Genomic DNA, 26,539 nt, shown 5'->3' with positions numbered 1-26,539 from the left:
TCGTCCTTATTCCGCTGCGCTTTCAGCGGCATCGCCCAAGTCAGCCATTTCAACATCTTGGCCAGCTTTCAGGGTGACGTATGCTTTTTTAACATCAGAACGACGTCCGATAGTTTTACCAAAGCGTTTAGTCTTACCTTTAGTGATCGTTGTGTTAACTTTAACAACTTGAACACCAAATAATTGCTCAACAGCTTTTTTGATTTCAAGTTTAGTTGCATCAGTCGCAACTTTAAAAACTTGAACACCAGCAGTTTCGCCTAAAACTTGAGCTTTTTCAGAGAATACAGGTCCTTGAAGGACTTGATATAAACGTTCGTTGTTCATCCGAGTTCTACCTCAATTTTCTTAGCAGCAGCTACAGACATAACAACTTTGTCAAACGCAATCAAGCTAACAGGATCAATCGCAGTCGCATCAACCACATCAACGTGTGGAATGTTACGAGCAGCTAGATACAAGTTCTCATCAACAGCATCAGTAACGATTAATGCGCGAGTGGCATTTAAGTCGTTAAGTTTTGCAAGCAATTCTTTAGTTTTTGGAGCAGCAACAGCAAACTCTTCAACTAAAACTAAGCGATCTTGACGAACAAGTTCAGCTAGGATGCATTGCATAGCACCGCGGTACATTTTACGGTTTACTTTTTGAGACCAGTCTTGTGGACGAGCAGCAAAAGTTTTACCACCGCCAACCCAGATTGGGCTACGAATAGAACCAGCACGTGCACGGCCAGTACCTTTTTGACGGAATGGCTTTTTACCACCGCCAGATACGTCAGCACGAGATTTCTGAGCTTTCGAACCTTGACGACCACCAGCTAAGTAAGCTGTAACAACTTGGTGTACAAGAGCTTCGTTAAATTCACGACCGAAAGCAACTTCAGATAATTCAACAGCAGAGCCGGAAACAGTATTTAAATTCACTTTATTTCCCCTCAGGCCTTGATAGTAGGACGAACAGTTACGTCGCCACCAGTAGCACCAGGAACCGCGCCTTTTACAACAAGAACTGAACGTTCAACGTCGATAGCAACGATTTCAAGACCCTGTGTAGTTACGCGTTCCGCACCTAAGTGACCAGGCATTTTTTTGCCTTTGAATACGCGACCAGGAGTCTGGTTTTGACCTGTAGAACCGATAACACGGTGAGATACAGAGTTACCGTGAGTAGCATCTTGCGTACGGAAGTTCCAACGCTTAACACCACCTTGGAAACCTTTACCTTTAGAAGTACCAGTTACGTCAACAATTTGACCTACTTGGAACAATTCAACAGTAAGCGTACCACCAACTTCACGACCTTCAAGATCAGCTTCTGTAGCGCGGAATTCTTGAACTAGACGACCAGCAGCAACACCCGCTTTAGCGAAGTGACCTTTCTGAGCGTTAGTTACGCGAGATTCGCGACGTTCACCAGTAGTGATTTGAATCGCTTGATAACCATCAGTTTCAAGCGTTTTGATTTGAGTGATGCGGTTAGGATCAACCTCAATCACTGTTACAGGTACAGAAACGCCAGCATCTGTAAAGATACGCGTCATACCGCACTTGCGACCGACTAAACCAATAGCCATGTGCATAAACCTCTAAAAAAGCGGCTTAATTAACTTAGAGCGTTAATTAACCTAAAGCCTTAACCCAATGCGATCTGAACATCAACACCAGCTGCAAGATCTAACTTCATCAACGCGTCTACAGTTTTGTCTGTAGGTTGAACGATGTCGATCAAACGTTTGTAAGTGCGGATCTCGTATTGGTCACGCGCATCTTTGTTAACGTGTGGTGATGTTAAAACGTTAAAACGTTCAATGCGTGTAGGCATTGGAATTGGACCACAAACTTGTGCGCCAGTACGTTTTGCTGTTTCTACGATTTCTTGAGCAGATTGATCAATTAAACGGTGATCAAAAGACTTAAGACGGATACGAATTCTCTGGTTAGACATACCAGTTAACTCCAAGCCAAATATATAAAGAATCACTCTTGACGCATCTCACCCCACTAATTTAAGGCAAGTGTCAAGAGCAGTGAATTATCACTAAGGTCGTGATCGATGCCACGACTGTAACGATAGTTAACTACTTTCTTCGCAGTTAACCCCCTTCCTATTGAAGGGTCGCTTATTATAGCTATTGTTTAATGCATAAGCAAATCCCTTTTTGCCCTTTTATTTGTTTTTTCCATATATTTTGTTATTCGATTGTTTAAACAGCATTCAATAGGCACTTTTCCTCAAAACATAGTCAATAGCTTGGTTTAATATTTGATTTCCTTGAATAAATTTGTTTTTTGATGATTTAATCAACGTATTGACATCTTGGACATATTGACCAGAAAAAATGGACAATTCTTCAGCATTTTCTAGAAATAATTCCAATACTTCCGGGGTAATTTCTGGATGAAACTGAAAACCCAAGACGTTCTTACCAATCTGATACATTTGGTTACGACAAGCTTCATTTTCGGCCAAATGCACAGCCCCCTTAGGAATTTCAAAGGTTTCACTATGCCATTGTAAAACCTGTAGCTGCTCTGGAATTTCAAAACAGTCCTTCGGTACGGTTTGGATTTTACGAATAGTACTCCAGCCTAGTTCTTGCTGTTTATTACGACTGACCGCGGCACCTAGTGCATTGGCAATCAACTGCCCCCCCAAACATAAACCAATGGCTGGTTTACCTAAAGATAAATAACGTCTTAACCAACGCTTTTCTACAGTCAACCATGGATAATTCGCTTCGTCATTGACACTCATCGTACCGCCCATAATGATGAGTAAATCCACGTCATGAATATCGGGCAAGGCCTCAATGTCTAAAGGTCGGTCGACAGGCAAGGCGAAGAATTCTGTTGCGGTAATTTTGGCATTCTTTTGTTTTAGATATTCGTAACAACTACCAAAACCCTCTCCCGCAATATGTTGAAAATAATGTACTTTTAACTGCGGTTTCATGCTTTTGTTTAACCTATTGTTATTGCTTTAACAGAGGTTTTGCAAAAATAGCGCCAACTTTTAAAATTTCATCCGATTTTTATAAAAACTGTGACTTGTCTAGCAGGATCAATGACTTTCTCTTAAGCTAAGTGCCATATACAGTTTATTTTGAGCACGGACGTGAAGAAAAATCCACAAACCCAACTAATTCATGCACCACGAAATGCCCCTCAGTACATTACAACTGTGCAACCTCCCCTCTATCGTGCATCGACCATTATTTTTAAAGACACCAATGCACTATTTAATCGTCACTGGACGGATGAGTATGACTATAGCTATGGCACGCATGGCACACCTACCACCTTTACCTTAGGCGATCACATTGCTCAAATTGAAGGGGGTACACACCATCTGTTATGCCCAAGCGGTTTATCTGCGATTAACTTGGTCAATTCATGTTTTTTAGGTCATGGAGATGAAGTTTGGGTAGCAGACAATATTTATGGGCCAAATATGGAGCATTTGCGCAATCTAGAAACACGCTATGGAATTAAGGTCAAAGTGTATAACCCGATTGATGTTAATAGTTTTAATCCAAGTGCCAACGCCAAGCTGATTTGGCTAGAAGCAGCGGGTTCTTTAACCTTAGAATTTCCAGATTTAATTGGTTTAGTAAAAAAAGCTCAAGCACATCAGATGCTCATTGCACTCGACAATACTTGGGGTGCAGGTTTAGCTTTTAACGCCTTTGACTTTAGTAATGAACATTTAAGCGTCGATATTACGGTGCATGCCCTCACTAAATATCCAAGTGGCGGTGCAGATATTTTGATGGGTTCTGTAGTCACGCGTGATCAAGCATTGCATCATGCCCTGTATCGTACCCACGCTCTTCAAGGCATTAGCGTCTCAGGCGATGACGTGGCACAAATTCAACGTAGTTTGGCTTCTATGCGATTGCGTTATCAGGCACAAAGTCAAACGGCTTTAAGCCTACTCAAGTGGCTCAAACAACAACCGTACTTAAGTCAAGTGCTGCATCCTGCCGATCCTGACAATATGAGTCATGTGTATTGGCAACAGGTTTGCCAAGATGGACAAAGTGCAGGTTTGGTCAGTGTTATCTTCAAAGAGCACTATCAGTTAGCCGATATACGCCGTTTTTGTGATGCGCTGCAATTATTTAAACTGGGCTTTAGCTGGGGTGGCCCGGTCAGTTTAGTGATGCTCTATCAATTGCCCCATGTCCGTAGTTTAGACAACTCACATTTAGAAAAAGGGATTTTGGTGCGTTTTTGCGTAGGTTTAGAGGATGCTCAAGATTTAATCAATGACTTAGCGCAAGCTTTTAATGTATTAAACGGATAAATTGAGGTTTATCTGCAAGATATGGAATATTTAAAAATATCCCATATTTTTTTTATGGTTTTATTGATATCAGCTCTTGTCAAGCCAACCATAAAGATATATTTTAAATACATCTTTTAAATCTGTTTTAGAGTGAGTGTAGTGATGACACCGCAATATATTGAACTTGTAAAAGCCACTGTACCTGTATTACGTGAAAATGGTGTTGCACTCACCCAATACTTTTATCAGCGTATGCTTAATAATCATCCTGAATTAAAGAACACTTTTAACTTAGATCATCAAACTACAGGACGTCAGCCACGTGCCTTAGCAGCAGCTGTATTGGCCTATGCAGAAAATATTGAAAATCCAAGTGTATTGGCTAAAGCTTTAGAGCGTATTACCAGCAAACACGTCAGCTTGGATATCCAACCTGAACAATATGCGATTGTGGGTGACAACCTGTTGCACTCAATTAGTGAAGTGTTAAATGTGCCTATGGATTCTGAACTCATTGCTGCATGGAAAGCCGCTTATATGCAGCTAGCAGATTTAATGGTCGGCATGGAAAAAGCGAAGTATGATCAGCTAGCCGCACAAAATGGCGGTTGGGCAGGTTGGCGTGAGTTTAATATTACTGCTATAGATCAAAATGTAGTGCCAACCCACTTTACTGTGACAGCGGCTGATCAGCAAGCAGTATTGGCAGCACCGCTCAACGCGCTTATTTCAGTACGTGTACGTGTACCAGGTCAAGAATTGCATCAACCTCAACAATTTAAGTTAAGCCGTGTAGATCACAACACCTACCAATTTGCTGTTGAAGCAGAAGAGTCAGCATCAGAATTTTCAGTCGCAAATATCTTAATTGAACATTATCAGTTGGGTGATAGTGTTGAAGTTTCAGCACCGATTATGCTGTAACTGCCCGGCGCTTTGCTTTCAATTGTATTGTGGTTAAACTAGGGCTCCGGCCCTAGTTTTTTTTGCAATGCAGCTCAACAAATTTACTGACTATGCATTACGTGTATTGATGTATGTTGCTCCAGCACGTGAAGCACCCTACACCATCGCTGAAATTGCGCAAAATTTACATGTTTCAGAAAACCACTTAACTAAAGTGGTACATTTTATGGCCAAACAAAATTGGTTGATTACCACACGTGGCAAAGGTGGCGGGATTCGTTTAAACCCTACAGTATTAGACATAGGCTTAGGCACATTGGTACAAACCTTACAAGGTGATGCACAAATCGTAGACTGTCAAAAACCTGAGCCATGTATTTTACTACCGCGCTGTGGCTTAAAAGGCATTTTGCATCAAGCCTTATTACAATTTTATCAAAGCTTAAATCAATATACTTTTGCCCAAGCCCTGAGTCTGCCTAAGCACACCCAGCATCCACTGGCAATAGACATCTTCAATGTTTAATTCGCTTGCCTCGGCGACTTCCTTTATAATACCCCTTGGTAAATTAAGTTTGAAGTTAGGTTATGCATCAGCACCGAGGAAAATCACGTAACAGTAAAGTGGCCAATGCGCCAAAGCAAAAGATTACTTATGAGAAAAAAGTTGATTCTGCAATTACTGAATATGCTGTACGCTCACTCAACTGGCTTCGTAAAGCTGAATTTTTAATGAGTGCACCTAAGCTTAATTTATGTGTGGAAGATACTGGCTATGAAGTGGCTTTTGCAGGTCGTTCTAATGCAGGTAAATCAAGTGCAATTAATGCTTTAACCAACCAAAAGCAGTTGGCGCGTGCCTCAAAACGTCCGGGTCGTACCCAGATGATTAACTTTTTTAGCTTAGGTAATCCAGACCAGCGTCTGGTGGATTTACCCGGTTATGGCTATGCCGCTGTACCTGAAGCAATGAAAATCGTGTGGCAAAAAGAGTTAGAAAATTACCTGATTCATCGTAAAAGTTTACAAGGCTTGGTGTTGTTAATGGATATTCGTCATCCATTACAACATTTTGACGTAATGATGTTGGAATGGGCTTATTCACGTCGCCTATTTGTGCATGTGTTACTGACTAAGTCGGATAAATTAAACCGTGGCCCAGCTTCAAAAGCTTTACAAGAAGTTAAAGCACAGCTACGCAAAATGAAGCTGGACTTCTCGATTCAATTGTTCTCTTCACTGAACAAAGAAGGTTTACAAGAGTTAGCCAGCGTTATGGCAGGTCGCCTAAACTTTACTTTAGAACAGCAAAACAATATTGATCTCAGCCAAATTCCTGAAGCATCTGAGGATGATGAAGAATTTATTGAAGGCGATGATGTTGATTTTATTGTGGATGAGCCAGATAACGCATCTGATTCCCTTAAAAAATAAGCAGATTTAAAAAAAGCCACAGCATAGTCTGTGGCTTTTTATTGGGTCGCTACTATTGAGAGAAAAATCGCCTTAAACACAGGCTAAAACAGCTGAGTAAAAATGCTAAACTTCATCACAGCACAGCCTATTTACTCATAAGCCACGCCGTGTACTATTTGACTGGGCTGTCCACTAAGTCGTTGTTTGAGGCGTTTTGGTATGCTGATCTACCACTACACTAATCATCATATCGCCTTGTACGTTGACCACCGTTCGAACCGTATCCAGCAAACGGTCAATTGGTAATAAAATCGCAATGGCTTCTGCAGGTAGACCCACCGATTGCAGCACCATAATCATGGTGACCATACCAGCACTTGGAATACCAGGTGCACCCAACGATGCAATCATGGCAGTTAGACAAACAATAAGTTGCTGACCGAGTGTTAAATCTAAACCCATTAAATTAGCGATAAATAAAGCTGCGGCTGCTTCATATAATGCCGTGCCATCCATATTGAGCTGTGTACCAATGGGAATCACAAAACCTGCAGTCTGCGGACGTACACCCAAATTTTCCTGCGCACATTTTAATGACAAAGGCATAGTGGCCGAGCTTGAGCTGGTCGCAAAAGCAGTAATCAATGCAGTTTTAGTGCCTTTAAAAAAGGTGATTGGATTCATTTTGCCAAAAATCCACAGCAATAATGGTAATACCACCGCCCCATGGAAAATCGTTGTTCCTGTGACCACCAAGGCAAATTCAGCCAAACGTGTCAGCACACTAATATCTTCGGTGGCAATAAGTTTTGCGAGTAAGGCAAAGATGCCAATTGGCGCTAATTTCATAACCCAGCCAATCATCATCATCATCATGTCAAAAAACTGCTGGCTTAAACTACGCACGCCTTTAAAGCGCTCGCCACCTTTGACCAAAGCCACACCAACAAACAGTGCAAATAACACTACTGCTAGTACATTGCCTTCGCTAAAGGCTCTAAACGGATTGATTAAGGTATTTTGAATAAAGTTGGTAATAAAAGAACTTGGGGTTAAGGTATCTGGGCTTTGATGCTGGCGCATGGCATCTTGGAACATCGCAATATCAACCCCCTTACCCACATCAAATAGATGTGCACAAGCCAGACCAAGCGCTAAGGCTAAAGTGGTGGTGGTGATACAACATAAAACCGTAATTTTCCATACCCGCCCAAACTGACCACCCGCTTGTAAATTGGATACTCCAACTACAATCGAACTAAAGATCAAAGGAATTAATAGCATTTTAAGTAAGCCAATAAAAATGCTACTGGCTATCCCAATGCCATAAAGAGAGGCAGAAAAAAAGGCAGTCTCTGGGAAGAAATTTAAAATATATCCAAAGATGAGTCCCAAAATTGCTGCCACTAAAATTTGAGTATTTAAGCTCATAATTTAATCTATATATTGTTGCAATTTAGCAGCACTATGCCATGCAGCATTTTGAATTACGACTATTTTTTTGTCAGCTAAAAGCTGTGCTGTGTTTAATATGCACGATGTAGTTCTGTAACCAATCAGCTTGGCATGTAATGTGCATATCAGGTGCATCCAAGCATTTATAAAGCATCTATTGAGCTATTTCGCCTATTTATGGCGCATCAATTTCAACCATGCACACTTTTTAGGCACAAATAAGGACTAAATCATGAAAAAAATCATGCTTACTGCACTATTAATAAGCATTATGGGACAAGCCATGGCACATAGCCAAAATGGTAAAAGTAACCAAGGCTGTCATAGTCATGGCAAAGAATTAGCCCATTGCCATTAAAAATAAGCCGCGCTATGCGGCTTATTTTATTGTCATGAGCTTATTGGGTTTCAATTTCACGTAAGCGAATTAAACCTTCTTGAGTGGTACTACACACCAACTCCCCATTTTGCCACATGCGTCCAAAATTTAGCCCACGTGAGCTGCTGCTTACGGTCGCATCCATGTCGTATAGCATCCATTCATCGGCACGAAATGGCTTATGGAAATACATGGCATGGTCAATACTGGCACATTGTAAGCTTGGCGATAAATAACTTAAACCATGCGGACGTAAGGCCGTGGTCATTAAGGTAAAGTCTGAGTAGAACGCAGCAATGGCTTGATGTAAGGCCACCGAGTCGACATCTGCCGCAATTTTATCGTGGGTACGTAAATAATGGGCATATACTGGTGCTTCAGGTTGCGGATGGAAAATATTACCTACATCCACCGCAGGGCGAATTTCGATATGCCGTTCACGCATAAAGCTGGCACGTACATTTTCTGGTACAAAATGAATAAAACCTTGTTTTAGTTCTTGTTCTGATTTAAGGGTTTCAACTGGTGGATAATCTGGTGCTTCGGTTTGGTAATTTAAACCTTCTTCAGGGTGGCTAAATGACACCATGCACATAAAAATGGTACGTCCATGCTGAATGGCGCGCACTTGACGGCTAATAAAACTTTTACCATCTCGAATACGATCTACATGATAAACAATCGGCGCATTAACATCACCACCAAATAGAAAATAAGCATGCAATGAATGGGCTGGCCGATCTGTGGTATAGGATGCTGCACGTAAGGCTTGTCCTAAGACCTGACCACCAAATACACGCTTACCCACCAAATTACGGCTTTGACCGCGAAAGATATTCTCTTCGAGTTTTTCTAAACTCAACAGCTCAACTAATTCTTGGGTTAATGCATTCATGGCCAACCTATCTCATCTAACGACAGCAATTATTTTCTAGCATAAACTGAATTGTGGGGTTAGCGCGCTTTTTCAAGCTGAGCCATACCTGCTTTTTTGATGTTTTTTTTAAATTAGTCTGATTTTTACTGCCGAATCTTGGCAAACTTGGTTATATTGCTCAAACAAACAGCGATTATTTGTTTACAATTGCTGATGTTTTGCGCGAATAACAATAGCAAGGAGTAACTATGCCCAAGCGCGGATTTGGTCAAATTTATCGTCAGATGTCGAGTAAATTACTGGATTTGGTGGTTACACCGCAGGTTTTAGGCGAAGCACCTGAACCCGCACCTCCCAGCACAGACAAGCTGACCTGCTATGTATTACAAAACTATTCGCGTAGTAATGCTTTATTGGTTGATGCTGAAACACGGCGCTTAAAACTGAAGCCCGCATTAAATCCTTTGCATATTCAAGATTTGCATGAAAAAACCTCCGTGATCTTTTTACAGCATCATCCAGAAGATGTCTTACACCCTGAGCAACATGCCTTTCCACCACGTTTATTGCGTTTGGTGGAACTTTTGCAAGAACAGCCTGCGTTAGATATTGAACTGATTCCTGTGACGGTACTGTGGGGACGCGCACCAGAAAATGAAGATTCTTGGCTCAAACTGCTGTTTACCGACAACTGGGCCCCACCAAGTCGCTTCAAACAATTGCTTAATATTGGCTTACATGGCCGTGAAACCTTTTTAGAGTTTCATCCAGCAGAATCACTACGTGATTTAATTGAGTATGCCCATACGACGCATCCCAATTTATCGCCTGTGACTTATATTGTGAATCATCTAAATAATTTTTTAGATGCGCAGCGTAAAGTGGTGTTAGGGCCAGATTTGTCTGATCGTCGCAATGTGATGCACAGCTTAATTAAATCTGAAGCGATCCAAGAAGCCATTCGACGTGAAAGCACGCGCAGTAAAATTAGCTTATTGGATGCCGAGCAGCGTGCGGTAGGTTATTTATCTGAGATTATTTCTGATTATTCTTATCCAACCGTACGTTTTGCAGAACAAGCCCTCACCCGACTTTGGACACAGCTTTATGACGGTGTAGAAGTGCATAATTTTAGTACTGTGCGTGAGCTGGCTAAAGATTATGAAATTGTCTATACCCCGTGTCACCGTAGTCATATCGATTATCTATTGCTGTCTTATGTGATTTTTAAGCGTGGTTTACGCGTACCCCATATTGCTGCAGGCGATAATTTAAATTTGCCTTTTGTCGGTCAACTGTTACGTGGTGGTGGCGCGTTTTTTATTCGGCGTAGCTTCCGTGGCAATGGTTTATACACTTCTGTATTCAAAGAATATCTATATAGTATTTTGTCACGCAATGCGCCACTTGAATATTTTATTGAAGGTGGACGTTCACGCACGGGGCGTTTGTTGCCGCCTAAAACTGGCATGCTTGCCATGACTGTACATGGCCATTTACGTGGCAAGGCCAAACCCATTGCTTTTGTACCCACCTATATTGGTTATGAGCGCCTCATGGAGGGCTCAACCTATGTAGGTGAAATGCAAGGTAAGCCCAAAGAGGCAGAATCTATTAAAGGTATCTTACAAACCTTACGTAAAATAGAACGCATCTTTGGAAAAGTGCATGTGAATTTTGGGGAACCCGTGTTTTTAGACGAGATGTTAAAACAACATCATGCCCAAGAGGTAATAATTGCTAAAAATGACGATCCTATTCCAGAGCCCGTTTCAGAAGCTATTAATGACGCAGCACAAGAAATCTTAAAAAATATTAATAGTGCTGTGGTGATTAACCCTGTGTCATTGTTGGCACTGATCTTACTGGCTACAGATAAACATACCTTAGACGAAGCCGTTTGTATCAAGCAGTTAGACGGCTATCGTAAGCTACTTACCCAGTTACCTTATGATGCGCGTATGCAAATTACCGCTTTATCTGGACAAGAAATTATTGCCTATGGTTTAAAACTTAAATTAATTAAACGGATTCGCCATGTATTAGGCGATATTATTGCGATTGAAGATAATCAAGCGGTGTTATTGACCTATTTCCGTAATAATATTGTGCATGCCTTTACCCTACCATCTTTGATTGCTGCCTTAGTCGAGCATAATGGGCAAATTCAACGCCATGATTTAGCCAATGTGATTCGTTTACTGTATCCATTTTTAAAAGCAGAATTATTTTTAAAATGGCAAAGTCATGAACTCAAAGATGCCATTAGCGCCTACACTGATGCCTTGGTGGCGGCCGATCTATTGCTGGCACAAGGTGAAGATTTAGTTGCCCCTGCTCCAAATAGCGAAGAACGCGCTCAATTACAGATTTTAGCTGCACCTGTGATGCAAAGTTTAGAGCGTTATTACATGACCTTGGCTTTAATTACCCAACGTGGCTCAGGCAACATTTCTGCACGTCAGGTCGAAGAGTTGAGTTATTTAATCGGACAGCGTTTATCGGTGCTGTATGAATTTAATTCACCTGAATTTTTTGATAAAGCCTTATTCCAAAGTTTTATTAAAGAGCTGACTAAGCAAGGCTATATTCGCTTAGAAGGCGGCGCAATTATGTATGACAGCAAACTCACCGATGTGGCTAAATACGCCAATTTAGTCCTTGATGATGCGACCTTACAAATGTTGCAACATATCACCACCTTTAGTGATGCAGAGTTACAACAAGCTTTAGATGCATTAGCAGCTGAGCAAGCCGCTAAACGACGTTTATTGCGTAAAGTGAAAGGCAATAAATAAATCGATCAGCCCCGTTTACGGGGCTAACTCTAATAATTTCTGATAGTCTAAAAAACAATCTTCATGCTCTAACTCAAACCCCATCTGCTGCAAATTGGTGGCATAAATACGTTTTCCAGATAAACGATCACTTTCTAATACCAATTCAGGCAAGCCCAATTGCTGCTGAAACCATTCAATGATTTTATGTAAAGGCAAGGGTTGATTATTACTCACAATATAAGATTTTCTTGGATGTTTCACGTGAAGCATATTTGCTAAAAAACGTGCTAAATCATCAATATGAATGCGGTTACTATAATGAATATGCGGATAGTTTAAAGTGTTTTGAGCAAGCTTCACCATACGCGCAGCCGATGTCCCATAAATTCCTGTCGGACGCACAATGACACATTCATTTGGATAAGCCGCTTGCCAATGCTGTTCCATTGCATGCAATACAGCGCCTTGTGCATCAATGGGTTTAATCTCAGATTCATCATCAATGCGCTCACCGCTATTTTCACCATAAACCCGCGTAGAGGACAGTACCATCACCCGTTGAATGGGATGCGATTTTAAGGCTTTTACAATCGGTGCAACCGAATCTAAATAGGTATGTTGATAGCCTTCAATGCTGCTGTGTTTCGGACTTAACAACACATAAGCCACATCAATCGGCGCAAGCTGACTCAAATCTAAGGCATGCACATCTTGGACATAATGCGTAGCAAAAGCATCATCTTTAGGCGATAAACTTATGCTACTGATTTGATGTTGTGTAAATAACTGTTGAGCCACTCGCTCAGATGTTTTACCGTAACCTATAAACAGAATATGCATGATGTAGCACCCACTTTAGCTAAAATTTATTTTGAGGGGACATGACTGCCATCCATCAATTGCCTGGCGTAGGTCACGCCGCAGCGGCTTTACTTGAAAAATTACATATTTTTAACAGTGACGATCTGCTGTTTCATTTGCCACGTGACTATGAAGATCGTAGCACGATCATTGCCATGAACCAATTAACTGTAGGACGCAGTTATTTATTAGAAGGCATTGTGCGTGGGGTAGATTTCCCAGCAGGCAAACGTAAATCTATGGCGGTGTTGCTCCAAGATGATTTTGGCAAAGTCACCTTACGTTTTTATCATGTCTATAAAGCCTTAACAGACCGTGCACAAGTCGGTAATCGCTTGCGCGTTTTTGGTGAAGTGCGTGTCGGTGCGCGTGGTTTAGAGCTGTATCATCCTGAAATTGAACTGGTGCAAGCACATACGCCCTTACCTAAAACTCAGCTGACCGCGATTTATCCGAGTACCGAAGGTTTAACCCAAGCCAAAATTCGTAGTTTTGTCGCGAAAGCCTTAGAACTACATGCCGATGATTTACCTGAATTATTACCTGCAGAATTCACCAATGGCTATGACTTAAAACAGGCGTTGTATTATTTGCATCAACCACCGAGTGATGCCAATATGCTGCAATTGGCGCAAGGTTCCCACCCTGCCCTACAACGCCTGATTTTTGAAGAATTGGTCGCGCATCAACTCAGCCTCCTCACACGTCGTGCTTATATTCAGCAAATTCAAGCGCCAAGTTTTAAGCCAAGCCAAAATCTCGCCAAACAACTGCTTGCCGCGATGCCGTTTGAAATGACAGCTGCACAAAAACGCGTGTCTAAAGATATTGTGCAAGATTTAAAACTCAATAAACCGATGCTACGTTTGGTGCAAGGTGATGTAGGTGCTGGTAAAACTTTGGTGGCAGCTGTAGCCGCTTGTCATGCTTTAGAAGAAGGTTGGCAAGTGGCACTGATGGCACCGACTGAAATTTTAGCCGAGCAACACTATTTAAACTTTAAAGCGTGGTTTGAACCTTTAGGCATACAAGTAACTTGGTTATCAGGCAAGCAAAAAGGTAAAGCCCGCCAAGCGGCCGAACAAGCAGTACAAGATGGTTCTGCCAATTTAGTCATTGGTACGCATGCCTTATTTCAAGATAGTGTGCAGTTTGCCAAACTCGGTTTAGTGATTATTGATGAACAGCACCGCTTTGGGGTCGATCAACGTTTAGCACTGCGCAATAAAGGCGTACAAGGCACAACCCCGCATCAATTGGTCATGACCGCAACGCCTATTCCACGCACCCTCGCGATGTCCGCTTATGGCGATTTAGATACCTCTATTATTGATGAATTGCCACCCGGACGTACTCCGATTCAAACCGTGGCTGTGCCCTTAGAGCGCCGACATGAAGTACTAGATCGTATTGCCAGCAACTGTATAGAAGGTAAGCAAGCCTATTGGGTATGTACTTTGGTGGAGCAATCGGAAACCTTAGATGCGCAGGCCGCTGAAGCAACTTTTTTAGAGATTCAACAGCGTTATCCTGAGCTGAAAGTTGGCTTAGTACACGGCAAAATGAAAGCCGATCAAAAGCAAAGCGTGATGCAACAATTTAAAGACAATCAGCTACAGCTTTTAATTGCCACCACAGTGATTGAAGTAGGCGTCAACGTGCCCAATGCATCCATTATGGTGATTGAAAATGCCGAGCGTTTAGGTTTGTCACAATTGCATCAGTTACGTGGTCGAGTTGGACGTGGCGCAACGGCAAGTTTTTGTGCATTATTGTATAAACATCCGCTGTCACAAAATGGACAAGAACGTTTAAAAATTTTACGTGAAAGTAATGATGGCTTTGTGATTGCCGAAAAGGATTTGGAAATTCGCGGGCCGGGCGAATTATTGGGAACCAAACAAACAGGAGATTTGGGTTTTCGGGTGGCCAAACTCGAGCGTGATGATCATCTACTCAATCAGGCGCATTATGTAGCACAGCAAATTTTAAGCCACTATCCTGGTCATGTAGATGCACTATTACAGCGTTGGTTACCCGAAGCCCCACGTTACGCCTATGTTTAACTTTATGCCAACATGCCAACTCTGTGAGTTAAGCCCAAGTGTTAAAGCCAGCCTGTGCCTTGATTGCTGGCGCAGTTTGCCGTGGCTTAAAAAAGAAGTCCTACGCCAAGAAATGCAGATTTGGGCAGCTTGTTATTATGAGTATCCAATGGATCGCATGATTCAGCAGTTTAAATATCAGCAGCAATTGCATTATCAAAGCTTGCTCAGTGGCATATTAGCAGAAGTGAAATATGTTGGAATTCAAGCCATTGTGCCAATGCCGATTTCGCTGTCTAAACTGGCTGAACGCGGCTTTAATCAAAGTATTCTAATTGCTAAAACTTTAAGTCAAAAACTCAAAGTTCCGATTTGGCAACCGGTTTTACGCCATGCCGAACATTCACAAAAAGGGTTAAGCCGCCAAGAACGCTTGATCAATATTGAACAGCAATTTTACCCCGACCCTCACACTAACACCCGCTTTAAACGGGTGCTGATTGTGGATGATGTGGTGACCACTGGCAGTTCCATTCACGCTTTAACTGAGCAATTAAAATTGCTCGGTTGTCAGCAGATTCGTGCCGCGTGTTTAGCTGTGGCTGAGGGCTAAATGCTGTTTGACCCACGGCATCACCACTTGTGTGGTTAATGGTGCCAATCGTGTGGCTTGGTCATCTAAATCGACCCACTTCATTTCGGCAATTTCCGCAGCAATCTGTGGGGCTTGAGCTAAAGTCACATAGTAGACATAAGATACCAATTGATGATCTGGTTCATTAGCCGTTTGGGTTTCAAAGCGGCCAATAAATTGCTCAATTTTAGCTGCACTACCAATTTCTTCAGCAATCTCACGCAACATGGTCACTTCAGGGGCTTCATTGGGCTCGAGTTTACCGCCCACTTGCATAAAGCAGGCAGTATTTTGCTTACGTACCAACAGCAATTGCTGTTTATCATTGACAATAATTGCTGCTGCTACGGTAATGGTTTTCATACAGGTTTAACGAGCTCTTGTTGGTCAGTGACGCCCCATTTTGGTAAAGGTGGCGTATAACTGTCAAACTGTTTTAAGATCTGTTCGATGTCATCAGACACGATTAAAGCATCACTAAAACGATGTTGAGTAAAACCCTTATCAGCCGTCATATAAATAAATTTAAGTAAATCATCATAAAAACCATTGACGTTTAAAAAGGCATTGGCTTTTTGATGAATCCCCAATTGTGCCCATGTCCATTGCTCAAAAATTTCCTCCATGGTGCCAGCACCGCCCGGCATAGCAACAAAAGCATCGGATAAATCCGCCATTAAGGTTTTACGTTGATGCATGTTTTGCACGATATGCAACTCAGTTAAATTTGGATGGGCAAGTTCACGATTCACTAAAGCTTCAGGAATCACTCCAATCACCTCTCCACCAGCTTGTAAGGCACTGTCGGCAACCACGCCCATTAAACCCGAACGCCCACCCCCATAAACCAAGGTTTTGCCTTGCTCAGCAATACTACGTCCTACCTGTTGTGCTTGTTCTACATAAATTTGCTCTGCCCCCAAAGCAGAACCACAAAAAACAGCAATGGATTTGATCATATTTGGCCCTCTATCAATTTTTTGTCATATTTGCCGCATAAACTTCAGCCAGTTTTTGTAAAAAAACCAGCAGCATGGCTGTGCTTTCTTTAGATCCTTGTCTAAAATACACCCATTGGTTTACAACTCTGCGCAAAGGAAAAGAATAATGCTTGAAGCCTTTTATGCCACAGAGCGCGGTAGTTTAGAAGATGCTACGATCAATGGCGGTTTTGATTTACACCCCGATCTAGTTTGGGTAGATCTGATTGCCCCCTCACAAGAAGAACAACAGTGGGTCTTAGATGCTTATGAGCAAAACTTACCCACCTTAAAATCTTTAGAGGATATTTCCTCTAGTGCACGCTTTTACCGTGATGACGATGGTATTTTGCATATTAGTACGTATTTTTTAACCAAAAACAAAAATTATCAAGTGGATGGTGAGCCAGATGATAACTCTGGTATTTTATCTACGGTACAAACGGTCGCTTTTATCTTACATAAAGATCGCTTATTTACTTTACGTGGTGAAAAACTGGTTGCCTTTCGTGCTTTTCGCGCCCGCGCGCGGCGTAATGATTATGAAATTGATTATAAAGATCCCACTTGGGTCTTATTAGGTTTACTCGAAGCCAAACTCGATGAGCTCGCGGACATTTTAGAAGATGTACATAAAGATTTAGAGAAATATTCAACCGAAGTGCTCAATAACCGCCACCGTGAACAAATTCTAGATTTAGATGACATGATTACCCGTTTGGCACAGCTAGAAGATATGCTGGGTAAAGCACAGCTATGTTTAATTGATTTACGCCGTGTACTGACCTTTTTAGCACGTCCACGCGCTTTAGGCAGCCATATCTATGATGCTGATATTCGAGAATTGAGTGAAGATGTGCGCTCATTGGTAGAACATGATGCCTTTTTATTCCAAAAAGTGCGTTTCTTACTGGATACCACCTCTGGATTTATTAACACCGAACAGAATGACACCATCCGTCGCTTCTCGATTTTACCTAGTATGTTAGCGCCTCCTATGCTAGTAGCCAGTGTGTACGGTATGAATACGGATGTACTACCTTTTGCCAAAGGCACCACCAGCTTTATTGCGGTGAGTTTGATTATTGTGGCCTTCTTTATTGGGCCATTGATTTACTTTAGATGGAAAAAATGGATTTGATGCAATTCAATCCAACCTCCTAATCATAGTAAAAAAGCACCTTACGGTGCTTTTTTTAAATCAATTTTAAGTCGGGCTCTAAATGACAAGATTGAATAATCTTCAACATTTTTCCTGGCACAGCCTGAAAATGCAGCCCCTTCGCTTGCGGTGTTTGGCGTAGCCAACGCACCAACACTGCCAAAGCTAAGGTACTGCCTTGCTCTAACTCAGCTAAATTGACAATTAACGGCAAGTTTTGCTGTTGAATCAACTTTAAACCTTGCTGGTAATAGGCTTCGGCATTGGTAAAGTCAATTTTACCACTCACCCATAAAGTTTGATGTTGCAGGCGTAGCATTATTTTTTCACAACTGCGTCAGCATTGGGTTCAAAAGTCGCAATCGCTTTGTCTAAATTATTACCGTTACGTTTGACGTTGGCTGCAAACTGATTACGGAACTGTAAACCTAAATCAATGCCTGCAACGTTAATATTACGAATTTTCCATTGGCTGCCTTTGTCGACCAATTGGAAAGACACTGGGATTTTTTCACCTTTGTTATTAAAATCAATGGTCACAACAGGATTTTTGTTGTTCGCTACAGCTTTATATGAACGTATGCTATAGGTTTGATTGCTATATTTGGCAAATGCAGAACCGTAGTTTTCAATTAAAGTTTCACGGAAATTTTGTTCAAACTTGGCACGCTGCGCAGGTGTACTTTGTTGCACATAAGTTCCCATGACGGTACGCACAAATGCTTGTGAATCAATATAGGGATCCAAGTTTTGACGCACAATTGTTTTCACTAAAGCTGGGTTATTTTGTAATTTGCTGCGGTCTGTTTGCAAACGTTTAATCAAGTTATCTGCTACTTGTTTTACAAATTCAGGCGGCGTTTGGCTAGGAGCAGCAAATGCGGTTCCTGCGAACATGCTTGCTAAAATACTTGCTGTGAGGGTCTGTTTCATTAAAGTTTTCATATTGGTCTCCTTTGCTTAGTCTGCAACAAATGATGCTTCTGGTTCTTCAGTTGAAACTTGACTAGTATCAGCCGTCTTATTACCGCCTGTAATAAATTTACTAATCAAATCTTCAAGGTCCATGGTACCTTGGGTGTTAATGATGCTGCCACCACGCGGTAGATAATTTAAACCACCACCTGGCACCACTTTCAGATATTTTTCACCCAATAGACCATTGGTTGCCACCATAATGTAAGCATCTTCATCAATACTGGTAATGGATTTCATGTTGGCCATCAGTTGATTTTGCATCGCTTTTTGTTGCTGAGGATTCGCTTGAGTATATTCTGTGCTGTAACGCAGCTCTTCTAAAGCATTTTCCTGTACAGTTTTGAGTTGTTCTTGGTTAAATGAAGTCAAACTGCCATCTAAGTCAAAATGCACTGTGGCTAAACGGGTGACTGGATCTAAAGTAATATCACTCACGCGGCCAATGGTGACCCCACTCATGGTGACTTTAGCACGCGGCTTTAAGCCATTGACGTTGTCAAATTCAGCTTGCATGCTATAGGTATCACGTAAATTATTGCCAGTTAAGCCACTGACTTTCATGGCCAAAAAGAACATTGCAATTGCAAATATGATCACAAAAATACCAACGGCCAGTTCACTTGCACGTGATTTCATTACACACCTCCAAACATGACCGCAGTCAACACAAAATCAAAACCTAAAACACATAAAGATGAATACACCACAGTTCGTGTGGTGGATGTCGCAATTCCCTCAGAGGTCGGTTCGCAGGCATAACCCTGATAGACCGCAATCCAAGTACACAAAATGGCAAAGACAAAGCTTTTAATTAAAGTGCCCTGAAAAATATCTTCGTAAAAACGTACGCTACTTTGCATACCGCTCCAAAAAGAACCTTCATCAACCCCTAAGAAATCTACCCCAACCAATTTACCACCCATAATCCCAATAGCAGCAAAAATGACCGATAGCATGGGTAAACTAACAATACCCGCCCATAGACGCGGTGAAACAATACGTTTAAGCGGATCTACCCCAATCATTTCCATACTTGACAGTTGTTCGGTGGCTTTCATTAAACCAATTTCAGCAGTTAAAGCTGAACCTGCACGTCCGGCAAATAACAGTGCTGCGACTACAGGTGCTAGTTCACGCAAGAGTGTTAAAGACACCATGGTGCCAAGCATCGATTCAGAGCCCACGTTAACTAAAATGGAGTAACCTTGTAAGCCCAGAACCAAACCAATGAATAGACCGGACACCGCAATAATCAGCAAAGATAAAAAGCCGACCCTATACATTTGATAGATAAAAAGTTTAACCCCAAGCCAAGTGGGCATTGAGCATAGAATCTGCAGCAACATGATACTCGCCACCCCAATGCCACGTACACGTTCAATGACGCGACGACCCAATAAGGCAATTGCATTCATGTTTGACCCTCAGCAGTTAAATAAGGCTGATGACTAAATTGATATTCAACCGGCCCTTCAACAGAACCTGTTAAGAATTGACGGACAAAAGGTGAAGTATGTGCTTTGAGCTGTTCAGGTGTGCCCTCACCTTGAATCTTACCTTCAGCCACCACATAAATATAATCAGCAATCGATAAGGTCTCTGCCACATCGTGCGACACAATAATGGTGGTTAAGTCCAAAGCATCACGTAAAGAACGAATCAGCCGAGTCAGCACACCCATTACAATAGGGTCTTGGCCGGCAAAAGGTTCATCATACATAATCAGTTCTGGATCAAGAGCAATAGCACGCGCTAAAGCTACGCGGCGGCTCATCCCACCTGAAAGCTCGGCAGGCATGAGTTGTTCTGCACCACGCAAACCCACCGATTCAAGCTTTAAAGCCACTAACTCTGCAATTAAATGTTCAGGCAGCTGGGTATGGGCACGAATCGGGAAAGCCACATTTTCATAAACCGACATGTCGGTAAATAAGGCTCCACTTTGAAACAGCATTCCCATACGCGCCCGCGCCTTAAACAGTTGCTGACGTGACATTTGGGCTATATCTTGACCATCAAGCAAAACTTGTCCCTGATCTGGTGTCAGTTGTCCACCAATCAAACGAAGAAGTGTGGTTTTACCTGTGCCTGAGGGCCCCATAATCGCAGTGATCTGACCGCGGCGGATATTTAAGCTAATGTTGTCATAAATTATTCGATCCCCACGCTTAAAGCTTAACTGCTTTATTTCAATAAAAGCTTGGGCTTGGGATACTGTATTATTCATACTGCTGCGTATTCCTGCATTTTTTCAGCAGGCATACTATAAAGGATTAGATCATTTTTAGGGCAAGAAATATAGAACGCTGCGTTGTAAAAATGTCAGCTGCTGAAGTTGGATTAATTCAAATAGCCATAACAAAATACGACAAGATTGCACAATAACAATAAGCCACTGATATAACGCATCATGAATAGTTTTCCGTATCCAAAATAAGCAAAATGATAGCTAGACAACTAATTATCACTTTTTAATAAAAATTTGAATGAGTATACATTTTGAATAATAAATTTCAATCTATCAGACATAAAAAAAGACCGATATCAATATCGGTCTTTCTTATAGGCTAATTTAACAATTAGTCGTTAAATTTGCGACGTGGACGGTCTTCGCCAAATGTGCGCTCGCCACGTGGTTTGTCATCAAAGCTACGACGTGGACGATCTTCGCCACCGAAAGTACGCTTAGGACGATCATCACCAAATGAACGTTGTGGACGATCACCAAAGTCACGACGTGGACGATCTTCACCGCCGAAAGTACGTTTAGGACGATCACCGTAACCAGTTTCGCGAGCTGGTTTGTAATCTACACGGTTACCACGGTTGTCATCATTAGAACGAGGACGATCACCGAAACCACCTTCACGACGTGGTGCTGGACGGTCGCCAAAATCGCGTTTTGGACGGTCATCAAACGAACGTTGTGGGCGGTCGCCAAAATCACGCTTTGGACGGTCATCAAACGAACGTTGTGGACGGTCGCCAAAATCACGTTTTGGACGGTCATCAAACGAACGTTGTGGACGGTCGCCAAAACCGCCTTCGCGACGTGGACGATCATTGTTGAATTCACGACGTGGACGATCTTCGCCACCAAATGCTGGACGCTCACCACGTGGTTTGTCATCAAAGCTACGACGTGGACGATCATCACCGCCTTCACGACGTTTAAAGTTGCTTTCGCCTTCAAAACGACGACCGCCACCAAAACCGCCACGACCACCGCGACCACCGTCACGACGACCACCACGGCCAGCACCATCACGGCTACCGCGCGCAGGCGGTGGAGATGGCTCAAGACCTTCGATTTCAGATACGTCTAAACGTGCATCAAGGAAGTCTTCTAAAGCACGAATCTTACCGCGTTCACGGTAAGTTGCGAGTGTAATCGCTTTACCAGTACGGCCAGCACGACCTGTACGGCCAATACGGTGTACATAGTCTTCATTCTTCATTGGAAGACCGAAGTTAATTACGTGAGAGATTGTTGGTACGTCAAGACCACGTGCTGCAACGTCAGTTGCAACTAAGATCTTCGCACGACCTTCACGGATGCTGCGTAAACGACGGTTACGTACAGTTTGTGGCATTGCACCGTGAAGTGCTACAACTGAAAGACCTGCTTCTGCAAGCTCTTCAGCAAGCATGTCAGTATCTTCTTGGGTTGAAGCAAACACAACTGCTTGATCAACGTCTTCTGCATTTAACCAATGGGTAAGCAATTTTTTCTTGTGCTCAAAACCATCAGTCCAATGTAAAGTTTGCGTAATATCAGTGTTGGTAGAGTGACCCGTTTCGATTGAAATACGTTGTGGATCATTCATCATACGTTCAGCAAGCGTAATAATACGCGGTGCAAACGTTGCAGAGAACATTAATGTTTGTTTACGGTTAGCAGCATATTCGCCAATTGCTTCTAAGTCTTCAGAGAAGCCTAGGTCAAGCATACGGTCAGCTTCGTCGACAATTAAAGATTCAACTTTATCAAGTTTAATTTGACGACGATTTACTAAGTCAATTAAACGACCCGGCGTTGCAACAACAACTTGCGCGCCTTTTAATTGTTGGATTTGTTTACCAAACGGCATACCACCCATAATTGCAGCAATACGAACACCTTTCATGTGACGTACAAATGCGATTGCGTCTTGGCTTACTTGTTGCGCTAATTCACGTGTTGGTGAAATCACCAAAATAGTCGGCTGAGTAATCGCCTTCATGCGCTCTTTAAACGGAACGAATGCATCTTCAGATGCAAGTGCGTTTAAAGTTGGGAGTAAAAACGCTGCAGTTTTACCTGAACCTGTTTGGCTTGATACAAGTAGGTCTTTACCTTCTAACGCTGCAGGAATCGATTGTTCCTGTACTGGAGTTGGCGAAGTAAAACCTAAAGCTTGAATCGCTTGTTGTAAAGATTCATGTAAAGGAAAATCAGCAAAAGTTTTGCTCATAGAGTGTTTCACCCGAAATTTGGGTGCTCCATTAAAATAAAGTCAGATGGACATCGACAAAAAGCGGTACAGCAATAATCGCTGACAAATATGAGAATCAGCGGCGATCCGAGTAACGACGATGTGATAACGCACGCTTGTAGTACGGCATAACCTGAATAGAATCGCTTTAGCGATTGGGGCGCGAGATATCGTCCTCTCTTTGGACCGAACGCGCATACACAATGATTAGAAGAGAAATGTTCAGGTAACGAACAGAAATTAAGTGCGTTGCCGGATTATAGCAGAGTTAATGAAAATGTCATGCCATTTGCTCAATCTTTAGCTAAAATTTATAAAAAATTTAATAAGTTCATGTTTTTAATAATTATTTTAATTGTTATTTTTTTGTAAAAATATAGCCCTGCATGGAGGGCTATATTTTTAATGTCTTTTTGCTCGATCAAAGCATTCTATTATTTTGCAGCATCACCCCAAGCTGGAACAACAGCTTGCATAAGTGGCTTAAGCATTTTCATAGAACAAGCAAGCACTTGGCCATTTTCCATAGATTCAGAGCCACCACGTGCATCTACTACAGTACCACCGGCTTCTTTCACAATCAGTTCGCCAGCTACGATGTCCCAAGGTTTTAAACCAAGTTCGAAGTAACCATCAAAACGACCTGCAGCTACATACGCTAAATCCAGCGCAGCTGAACCTGTACGACGGAATTGTGCACCTGCTTCTGATACATTTAGTAATGCATCAAAATGGTTTTTCGCATAAGAAACCACTTCGCCGTTACGAACTTTACGGTAAGCATGACCTACAGATAAGAATGTGTTGCTTAGGTTGTCTTTCACGTTAACGCGAATACGGCGTTGATTCAACATAGCACCGCGACCACGGCTAGCAGAGAATAACTCATCTTTTACAGGGTCATAAATAACACCGTGTTGAGTTACGCCTTTGTGTTGAACAGCAATAGAAATACAGAAATGCGGAACGCCGTTAATGAAGTTTAATGTGCCATCAAGCGGATCGATCACCCAACACCATTCGGCGTCGTGACCTTTACCTTCTTGGTAACCAAATTCTTCACCTAAAAAGCTGTGGTTTTTATAGCTCTTACGTAGCGTATCAATGGTTAATTGTTCCAAATAACGGTCTACACGCGTTACAGGACCATCGATGCCTTTTTCTTCGACTTGTAGATCGAGCTTATGACGATTTTGATGCGCTTTCAAAAGCTCTTGACCAACTAACTGAGCCGCACGCGCAGCCATCACCACCATAGGTTCCATTGAACACCCTACTACAATATATTGAAGACGATAAAGAATAATGCATAAAAGCCCCGACATTTTAGCAAAGATCGGGGCTTTTGGGCAAAAAAATTAATTTTTACGATGAAACAGGCTGTTTAAGCTTTAACCATGCCGATTTAATAGACTGAGCGATGCCTGCGCTATCAAGACCTGCTGCAGCTAACATTTGGCTATGGCTAGCCTGTGGCATGAAGCTATCATCTAAACCTAAATGAATGATTGGTTTAACAATTTGTGCATGAGCAAAGTATTCACTAACACTACTTCCTGCCCCTGCCATCACCGCATGCTCTTCAACACTGGCAAATAAATGCGTGTCTATAGCTAAGCGATCGAGCATTTTTGTATCTAATGGTTTCACAAAACGCATGTTCACTACGCGTACAGCAACAGCAAGTTGGGTTGCCAGTTGCTCTGCTGCAGCAATGGCGGGTACTACGCGACTACCAAATGCAAGGAGGCTAATCTGCTCATCTAAATCTGGATTAAATTCAGCCACAATTTCAGCCTGACCCAGTGGGATGGCTGTCATCTGTGTGTCTATATGCACGCCTATACCATTACCACGTGGGTAACGTACTGCGGCAGGACCCGGGTACATATAGGCGCTATGTAACATTTGACGACATTCATTTTCGTCTTTTGGCGCCATAATCACCATATTTGGAATGGTGCGCATATAGGCATAGTCATAAGCACCGGCATGGGTTGGGCCATCTTCACCGACTAAACCCGCACGGTCAATCGCGAAGGTTACATCTAAGTTTTGCAAAGCAACATCATGCACTAATTGGTCATAGCCGCGTTGTAAAAATGTTGAATAAATAGCAACCACAGGTTTTAGCCCTTCACATGCCATACCTGCCGCTAAAGTCACTGCATGTTGTTCAGCAATCGCTACATCAAAGAAACGCTCAGGATATTTTTTGGCAAACTTCACCATTCCAGAGCCTTCACACATGGCTGGGGTAATGGCCAATAAACGTGAATCTTGTTCAGCTTGATCCATCAACCACTGGCCAAACACATCTGAGTATTTAGGTGCAGCCGCTGGCGCAACAAGGGCATTAATTTTAGTGATGGCGTGGTATTTGATTTGCTCTGCTTCAGCAGGAGCAAAACCTTTACCTTTTTTGGTGTAGATATGAATTAAACGCGGGCCTTGACGTTTTTTTAAGGCCTCAAACACTTGACTTAATTGTTGTACGTTATGACCATCAAATGGGCCAAAATAGTCAAAGCCAATCGCTTTAAAAAGATTATCGGCTGCATCGGTTGCTGCTTGATGTAAGCGTGAGTTGTATGACCACTGTGGATGCGGCTGTACATAGGCCTGACCATCTTGGCTAATATTAATCGATTCACCGCGCGCCCAAATGGCAGCTAAATGCTTCGCAAAACCACCAGTGCTACATGAAATCGACATATCATTGTCGTTTAAGACCACCATTAAATTGGCATTATGCGCTACAGCATCGTTCATGGCCTCAAAAGCCATGCCAGCAGTCATGGCACCATCACCAATAATGGCCACCACATCACGTTGAATATTCTGGTAACGACTGGCCAATGCCATGCCTAAGCCAGCTGAAATAGCCGTTGAAGAATGCCCTACCCCAAAGGTGTCGAATTCAGATTCTTCACGTGCAGGAAATGCAGCTAAACCATCTTTGGCACGAATGGTAGTGAGCTGTTCACGACGACCCGTTAAGGCTTTATGCGGATAAGCTTGATGCCCTACATCCCAAATCAAACGGTCATGTGGGGTGTTAAAGCTATAATGTAACGCCACTGTAAGCTCAATGACACCAAGGTTTGCGCCAAAATGGCCACCACTTTGTCCTGCAGCATACAAAATGTATTGACGCAACTCATCCGCCACTTGTTCGAGTTGGCTGCGGTCGAGCATACGCAGTTGCTCTGGATGATCAATCGTATCCAGCAACGGAGTTACAGGGCGATGAGTTGGAATTTCTGTATACAACATATGTGGCAAAGCCTTCTAAAGCCTG

The 26,539-nt window shown here is 42.4% G+C and carries 27 protein-coding genes; 9 read left to right on the top strand and 18 right to left on the bottom strand.

The genetic code is table 11. The features are described from left to right. Window positions 1-6: 6 nt before the first annotated feature. From rplW to AC5YCI_RS02915, 5 genes are all read right to left on the bottom strand, one after another. Entirely contained in the window at window positions 7-327 is a 321-nt protein-coding gene (rplW, locus tag AC5YCI_RS02935; protein ID WP_004809809.1) for a 50S ribosomal protein L23, read from the bottom strand. After that, the gene (gene rplD, locus AC5YCI_RS02930) at window positions 324-926 is read right to left on the bottom strand and encodes a 50S ribosomal protein L4 (RefSeq protein WP_067731189.1); all 603 of its coding nucleotides are present in this window, start codon (window positions 924-926) and stop codon (window positions 324-326) included. Before rplD ends, rplW begins: the two co-directional genes overlap by 4 nt. A gap of 11 nt (window positions 927-937) precedes the next feature. Next, entirely contained in the window at window positions 938-1,576 is a 639-nt protein-coding gene (gene rplC / locus AC5YCI_RS02925) for a 50S ribosomal protein L3 (protein ID WP_496128826.1), read from the bottom strand. A 59-nt stretch (window positions 1,577-1,635) separates the two neighbouring features. Continuing rightward, the gene (gene rpsJ, locus AC5YCI_RS02920) at window positions 1,636-1,947 is read right to left on the bottom strand and encodes a 30S ribosomal protein S10 (protein ID WP_000070912.1); all 312 of its coding nucleotides are present in this window, start codon (window positions 1,945-1,947) and stop codon (window positions 1,636-1,638) included. Between the two features lie 270 nt (window positions 1,948-2,217). Beyond that, entirely contained in the window at window positions 2,218-2,955 is a 738-nt protein-coding gene (locus AC5YCI_RS02915) for a type 1 glutamine amidotransferase (RefSeq protein WP_496128825.1), read from the bottom strand. A 162-nt stretch (window positions 2,956-3,117) separates the two neighbouring features. On the opposite strand from AC5YCI_RS02915, the gene AC5YCI_RS02910 reads away from it, so the two are divergent. The 4 genes from AC5YCI_RS02910 (at window position 3,118) to yihA (ending at window position 6,630) form a co-directional block, all read left to right on the top strand. Then, a complete protein-coding gene (locus AC5YCI_RS02910) occupies window positions 3,118-4,308 on the top strand; it encodes a PLP-dependent transferase (protein WP_496175178.1) in 1,191 nt (396 codons plus the stop codon). A 144-nt stretch (window positions 4,309-4,452) separates the two neighbouring features. Continuing rightward, the gene (locus AC5YCI_RS02905) at window positions 4,453-5,214 is read left to right on the top strand and encodes a globin domain-containing protein (protein WP_496128823.1); all 762 of its coding nucleotides are present in this window, start codon (window positions 4,453-4,455) and stop codon (window positions 5,212-5,214) included. 67 nt (window positions 5,215-5,281) lie between these two features. After that, the gene (locus AC5YCI_RS02900) at window positions 5,282-5,722 is read left to right on the top strand and encodes an RrF2 family transcriptional regulator (protein ID WP_496128822.1); all 441 of its coding nucleotides are present in this window, start codon (window positions 5,282-5,284) and stop codon (window positions 5,720-5,722) included. 62 nt (window positions 5,723-5,784) lie between these two features. Beyond that, the gene (yihA, locus tag AC5YCI_RS02895; protein WP_496128821.1) at window positions 5,785-6,630 is read left to right on the top strand and encodes a ribosome biogenesis GTP-binding protein YihA/YsxC; all 846 of its coding nucleotides are present in this window, start codon (window positions 5,785-5,787) and stop codon (window positions 6,628-6,630) included. A 174-nt stretch (window positions 6,631-6,804) separates the two neighbouring features. On the opposite strand, the gene AC5YCI_RS02890 is transcribed toward yihA, so the two are convergent. Next, window positions 6,805-8,043, bottom strand: coding sequence for a dicarboxylate/amino acid:cation symporter (locus AC5YCI_RS02890; RefSeq protein ID WP_496128820.1), 1,239 nt, complete (start codon window positions 8,041-8,043; stop codon window positions 6,805-6,807). Window positions 8,044-8,299: 256 nt separating this feature from the next. On the opposite strand from AC5YCI_RS02890, the gene AC5YCI_RS02885 reads away from it, so the two are divergent. Further along, window positions 8,300-8,425 (top strand): hypothetical protein, encoded by a 126-nt coding sequence (locus tag AC5YCI_RS02885; RefSeq protein ID WP_496128819.1) that lies wholly within the window; start codon window positions 8,300-8,302, stop codon window positions 8,423-8,425. Between the two features lie 40 nt (window positions 8,426-8,465). Here AC5YCI_RS02885 and AC5YCI_RS02880 read toward each other — a convergent pair whose 3' ends face one another. Next, entirely contained in the window at window positions 8,466-9,341 is an 876-nt protein-coding gene (locus AC5YCI_RS02880; protein ID WP_496128818.1) for an acyl-CoA thioesterase, read from the bottom strand. A gap of 230 nt (window positions 9,342-9,571) precedes the next feature. On the opposite strand from AC5YCI_RS02880, the gene plsB reads away from it, so the two are divergent. Continuing rightward, a complete protein-coding gene (plsB, locus tag AC5YCI_RS02875; protein ID WP_496175177.1) occupies window positions 9,572-12,121 on the top strand; it encodes a glycerol-3-phosphate 1-O-acyltransferase PlsB in 2,550 nt (849 codons plus the stop codon). Between the two features lie 15 nt (window positions 12,122-12,136). Here the strand turns inward: plsB and AC5YCI_RS02870 are convergent, their stop codons facing one another. Then, window positions 12,137-12,943 (bottom strand): NAD-dependent epimerase/dehydratase family protein, encoded by an 807-nt coding sequence (locus tag AC5YCI_RS02870; protein ID WP_496128816.1) that lies wholly within the window; start codon window positions 12,941-12,943, stop codon window positions 12,137-12,139. A gap of 41 nt (window positions 12,944-12,984) precedes the next feature. On the opposite strand from AC5YCI_RS02870, the gene recG reads away from it, so the two are divergent. Beyond that, the gene (gene recG, locus AC5YCI_RS02865; protein WP_496175176.1) at window positions 12,985-15,030 is read left to right on the top strand and encodes an ATP-dependent DNA helicase RecG; all 2,046 of its coding nucleotides are present in this window, start codon (window positions 12,985-12,987) and stop codon (window positions 15,028-15,030) included. Beyond that, entirely contained in the window at window positions 14,978-15,622 is a 645-nt protein-coding gene (locus AC5YCI_RS02860) for a ComF family protein (protein ID WP_496175175.1), read from the top strand. Before recG ends, AC5YCI_RS02860 begins: the two co-directional genes overlap by 53 nt. On the opposite strand, the gene AC5YCI_RS02855 is transcribed toward AC5YCI_RS02860, so the two are convergent. Together AC5YCI_RS02855 and AC5YCI_RS02850 are read right to left on the bottom strand one after the other, a co-directional pair. Continuing rightward, window positions 15,602-16,006, bottom strand: a complete 405-nt coding sequence (locus tag AC5YCI_RS02855) for an NUDIX hydrolase (RefSeq protein WP_496175174.1) — start codon at window positions 16,004-16,006, stop codon at window positions 15,602-15,604. The genes AC5YCI_RS02860 and AC5YCI_RS02855 overlap by 21 nt on opposite strands. Beyond that, on the bottom strand, window positions 16,003-16,602 hold the full coding sequence (locus AC5YCI_RS02850) for an LOG family protein (protein ID WP_496175173.1): 600 nt from the start codon (window positions 16,600-16,602) through the stop codon (window positions 16,003-16,005). Before AC5YCI_RS02850 ends, AC5YCI_RS02855 begins: the two co-directional genes overlap by 4 nt. Before the next feature lie 148 nt (window positions 16,603-16,750). Between AC5YCI_RS02850 and AC5YCI_RS02845 the strand changes: the two genes are divergently transcribed. Continuing rightward, a complete protein-coding gene (locus AC5YCI_RS02845) occupies window positions 16,751-17,764 on the top strand; it encodes a magnesium and cobalt transport protein CorA (protein WP_496128811.1) in 1,014 nt (337 codons plus the stop codon). Between the two features lie 55 nt (window positions 17,765-17,819). Here the strand turns inward: AC5YCI_RS02845 and AC5YCI_RS02840 are convergent, their stop codons facing one another. The 8 genes from AC5YCI_RS02840 to dxs form a co-directional block, all read right to left on the bottom strand. Beyond that, window positions 17,820-18,104, bottom strand: a complete 285-nt coding sequence (locus AC5YCI_RS02840; RefSeq protein WP_496175172.1) for an STAS domain-containing protein — start codon at window positions 18,102-18,104, stop codon at window positions 17,820-17,822. Continuing rightward, on the bottom strand, window positions 18,104-18,730 hold the full coding sequence (locus AC5YCI_RS02835; protein ID WP_496128809.1) for an MlaC/ttg2D family ABC transporter substrate-binding protein: 627 nt from the start codon (window positions 18,728-18,730) through the stop codon (window positions 18,104-18,106). Before AC5YCI_RS02835 ends, AC5YCI_RS02840 begins: the two co-directional genes overlap by 1 nt. A gap of 15 nt (window positions 18,731-18,745) precedes the next feature. Next, window positions 18,746-19,399 (bottom strand): outer membrane lipid asymmetry maintenance protein MlaD, encoded by a 654-nt coding sequence (gene mlaD, locus AC5YCI_RS02830; RefSeq protein ID WP_496175171.1) that lies wholly within the window; start codon window positions 19,397-19,399, stop codon window positions 18,746-18,748. Continuing rightward, window positions 19,399-20,178, bottom strand: a complete 780-nt coding sequence (gene mlaE / locus AC5YCI_RS02825) for a lipid asymmetry maintenance ABC transporter permease subunit MlaE (protein WP_496175170.1) — start codon at window positions 20,176-20,178, stop codon at window positions 19,399-19,401. Before mlaE ends, mlaD begins: the two co-directional genes overlap by 1 nt. Continuing rightward, complete coding sequence (locus tag AC5YCI_RS02820) at window positions 20,175-20,990, bottom strand: ABC transporter ATP-binding protein (RefSeq protein WP_496128806.1); 816 nt, start codon at window positions 20,988-20,990, stop codon at window positions 20,175-20,177. The genes mlaE and AC5YCI_RS02820 overlap by 4 nt, the downstream gene beginning before the upstream one ends. Before the next feature lie 352 nt (window positions 20,991-21,342). Then, the gene (locus AC5YCI_RS02815; protein ID WP_496128805.1) at window positions 21,343-23,217 is read right to left on the bottom strand and encodes a DEAD/DEAH box helicase; all 1,875 of its coding nucleotides are present in this window, start codon (window positions 23,215-23,217) and stop codon (window positions 21,343-21,345) included. 455 nt (window positions 23,218-23,672) lie between these two features. Beyond that, window positions 23,673-24,503 carry an inositol monophosphatase family protein gene (locus tag AC5YCI_RS02810; protein WP_496175169.1) on the bottom strand — a complete coding sequence of 277 codons (831 nt, stop codon included), beginning with the start codon at window positions 24,501-24,503 and terminating at the stop codon, window positions 23,673-23,675. A 100-nt stretch (window positions 24,504-24,603) separates the two neighbouring features. Continuing rightward, entirely contained in the window at window positions 24,604-26,514 is a 1,911-nt protein-coding gene (gene dxs / locus AC5YCI_RS02805) for a 1-deoxy-D-xylulose-5-phosphate synthase (RefSeq protein ID WP_496128803.1), read from the bottom strand. Between the last annotated feature and the right edge of the window lie 25 nt (window positions 26,515-26,539).

It is taken from the genome of Acinetobacter sp. CY17 (genome assembly GCF_059515825.1).
Note: the sequence above shows the minus strand (reverse complement) of the source record. Positions and strands in the feature narration are given on the sequence as shown.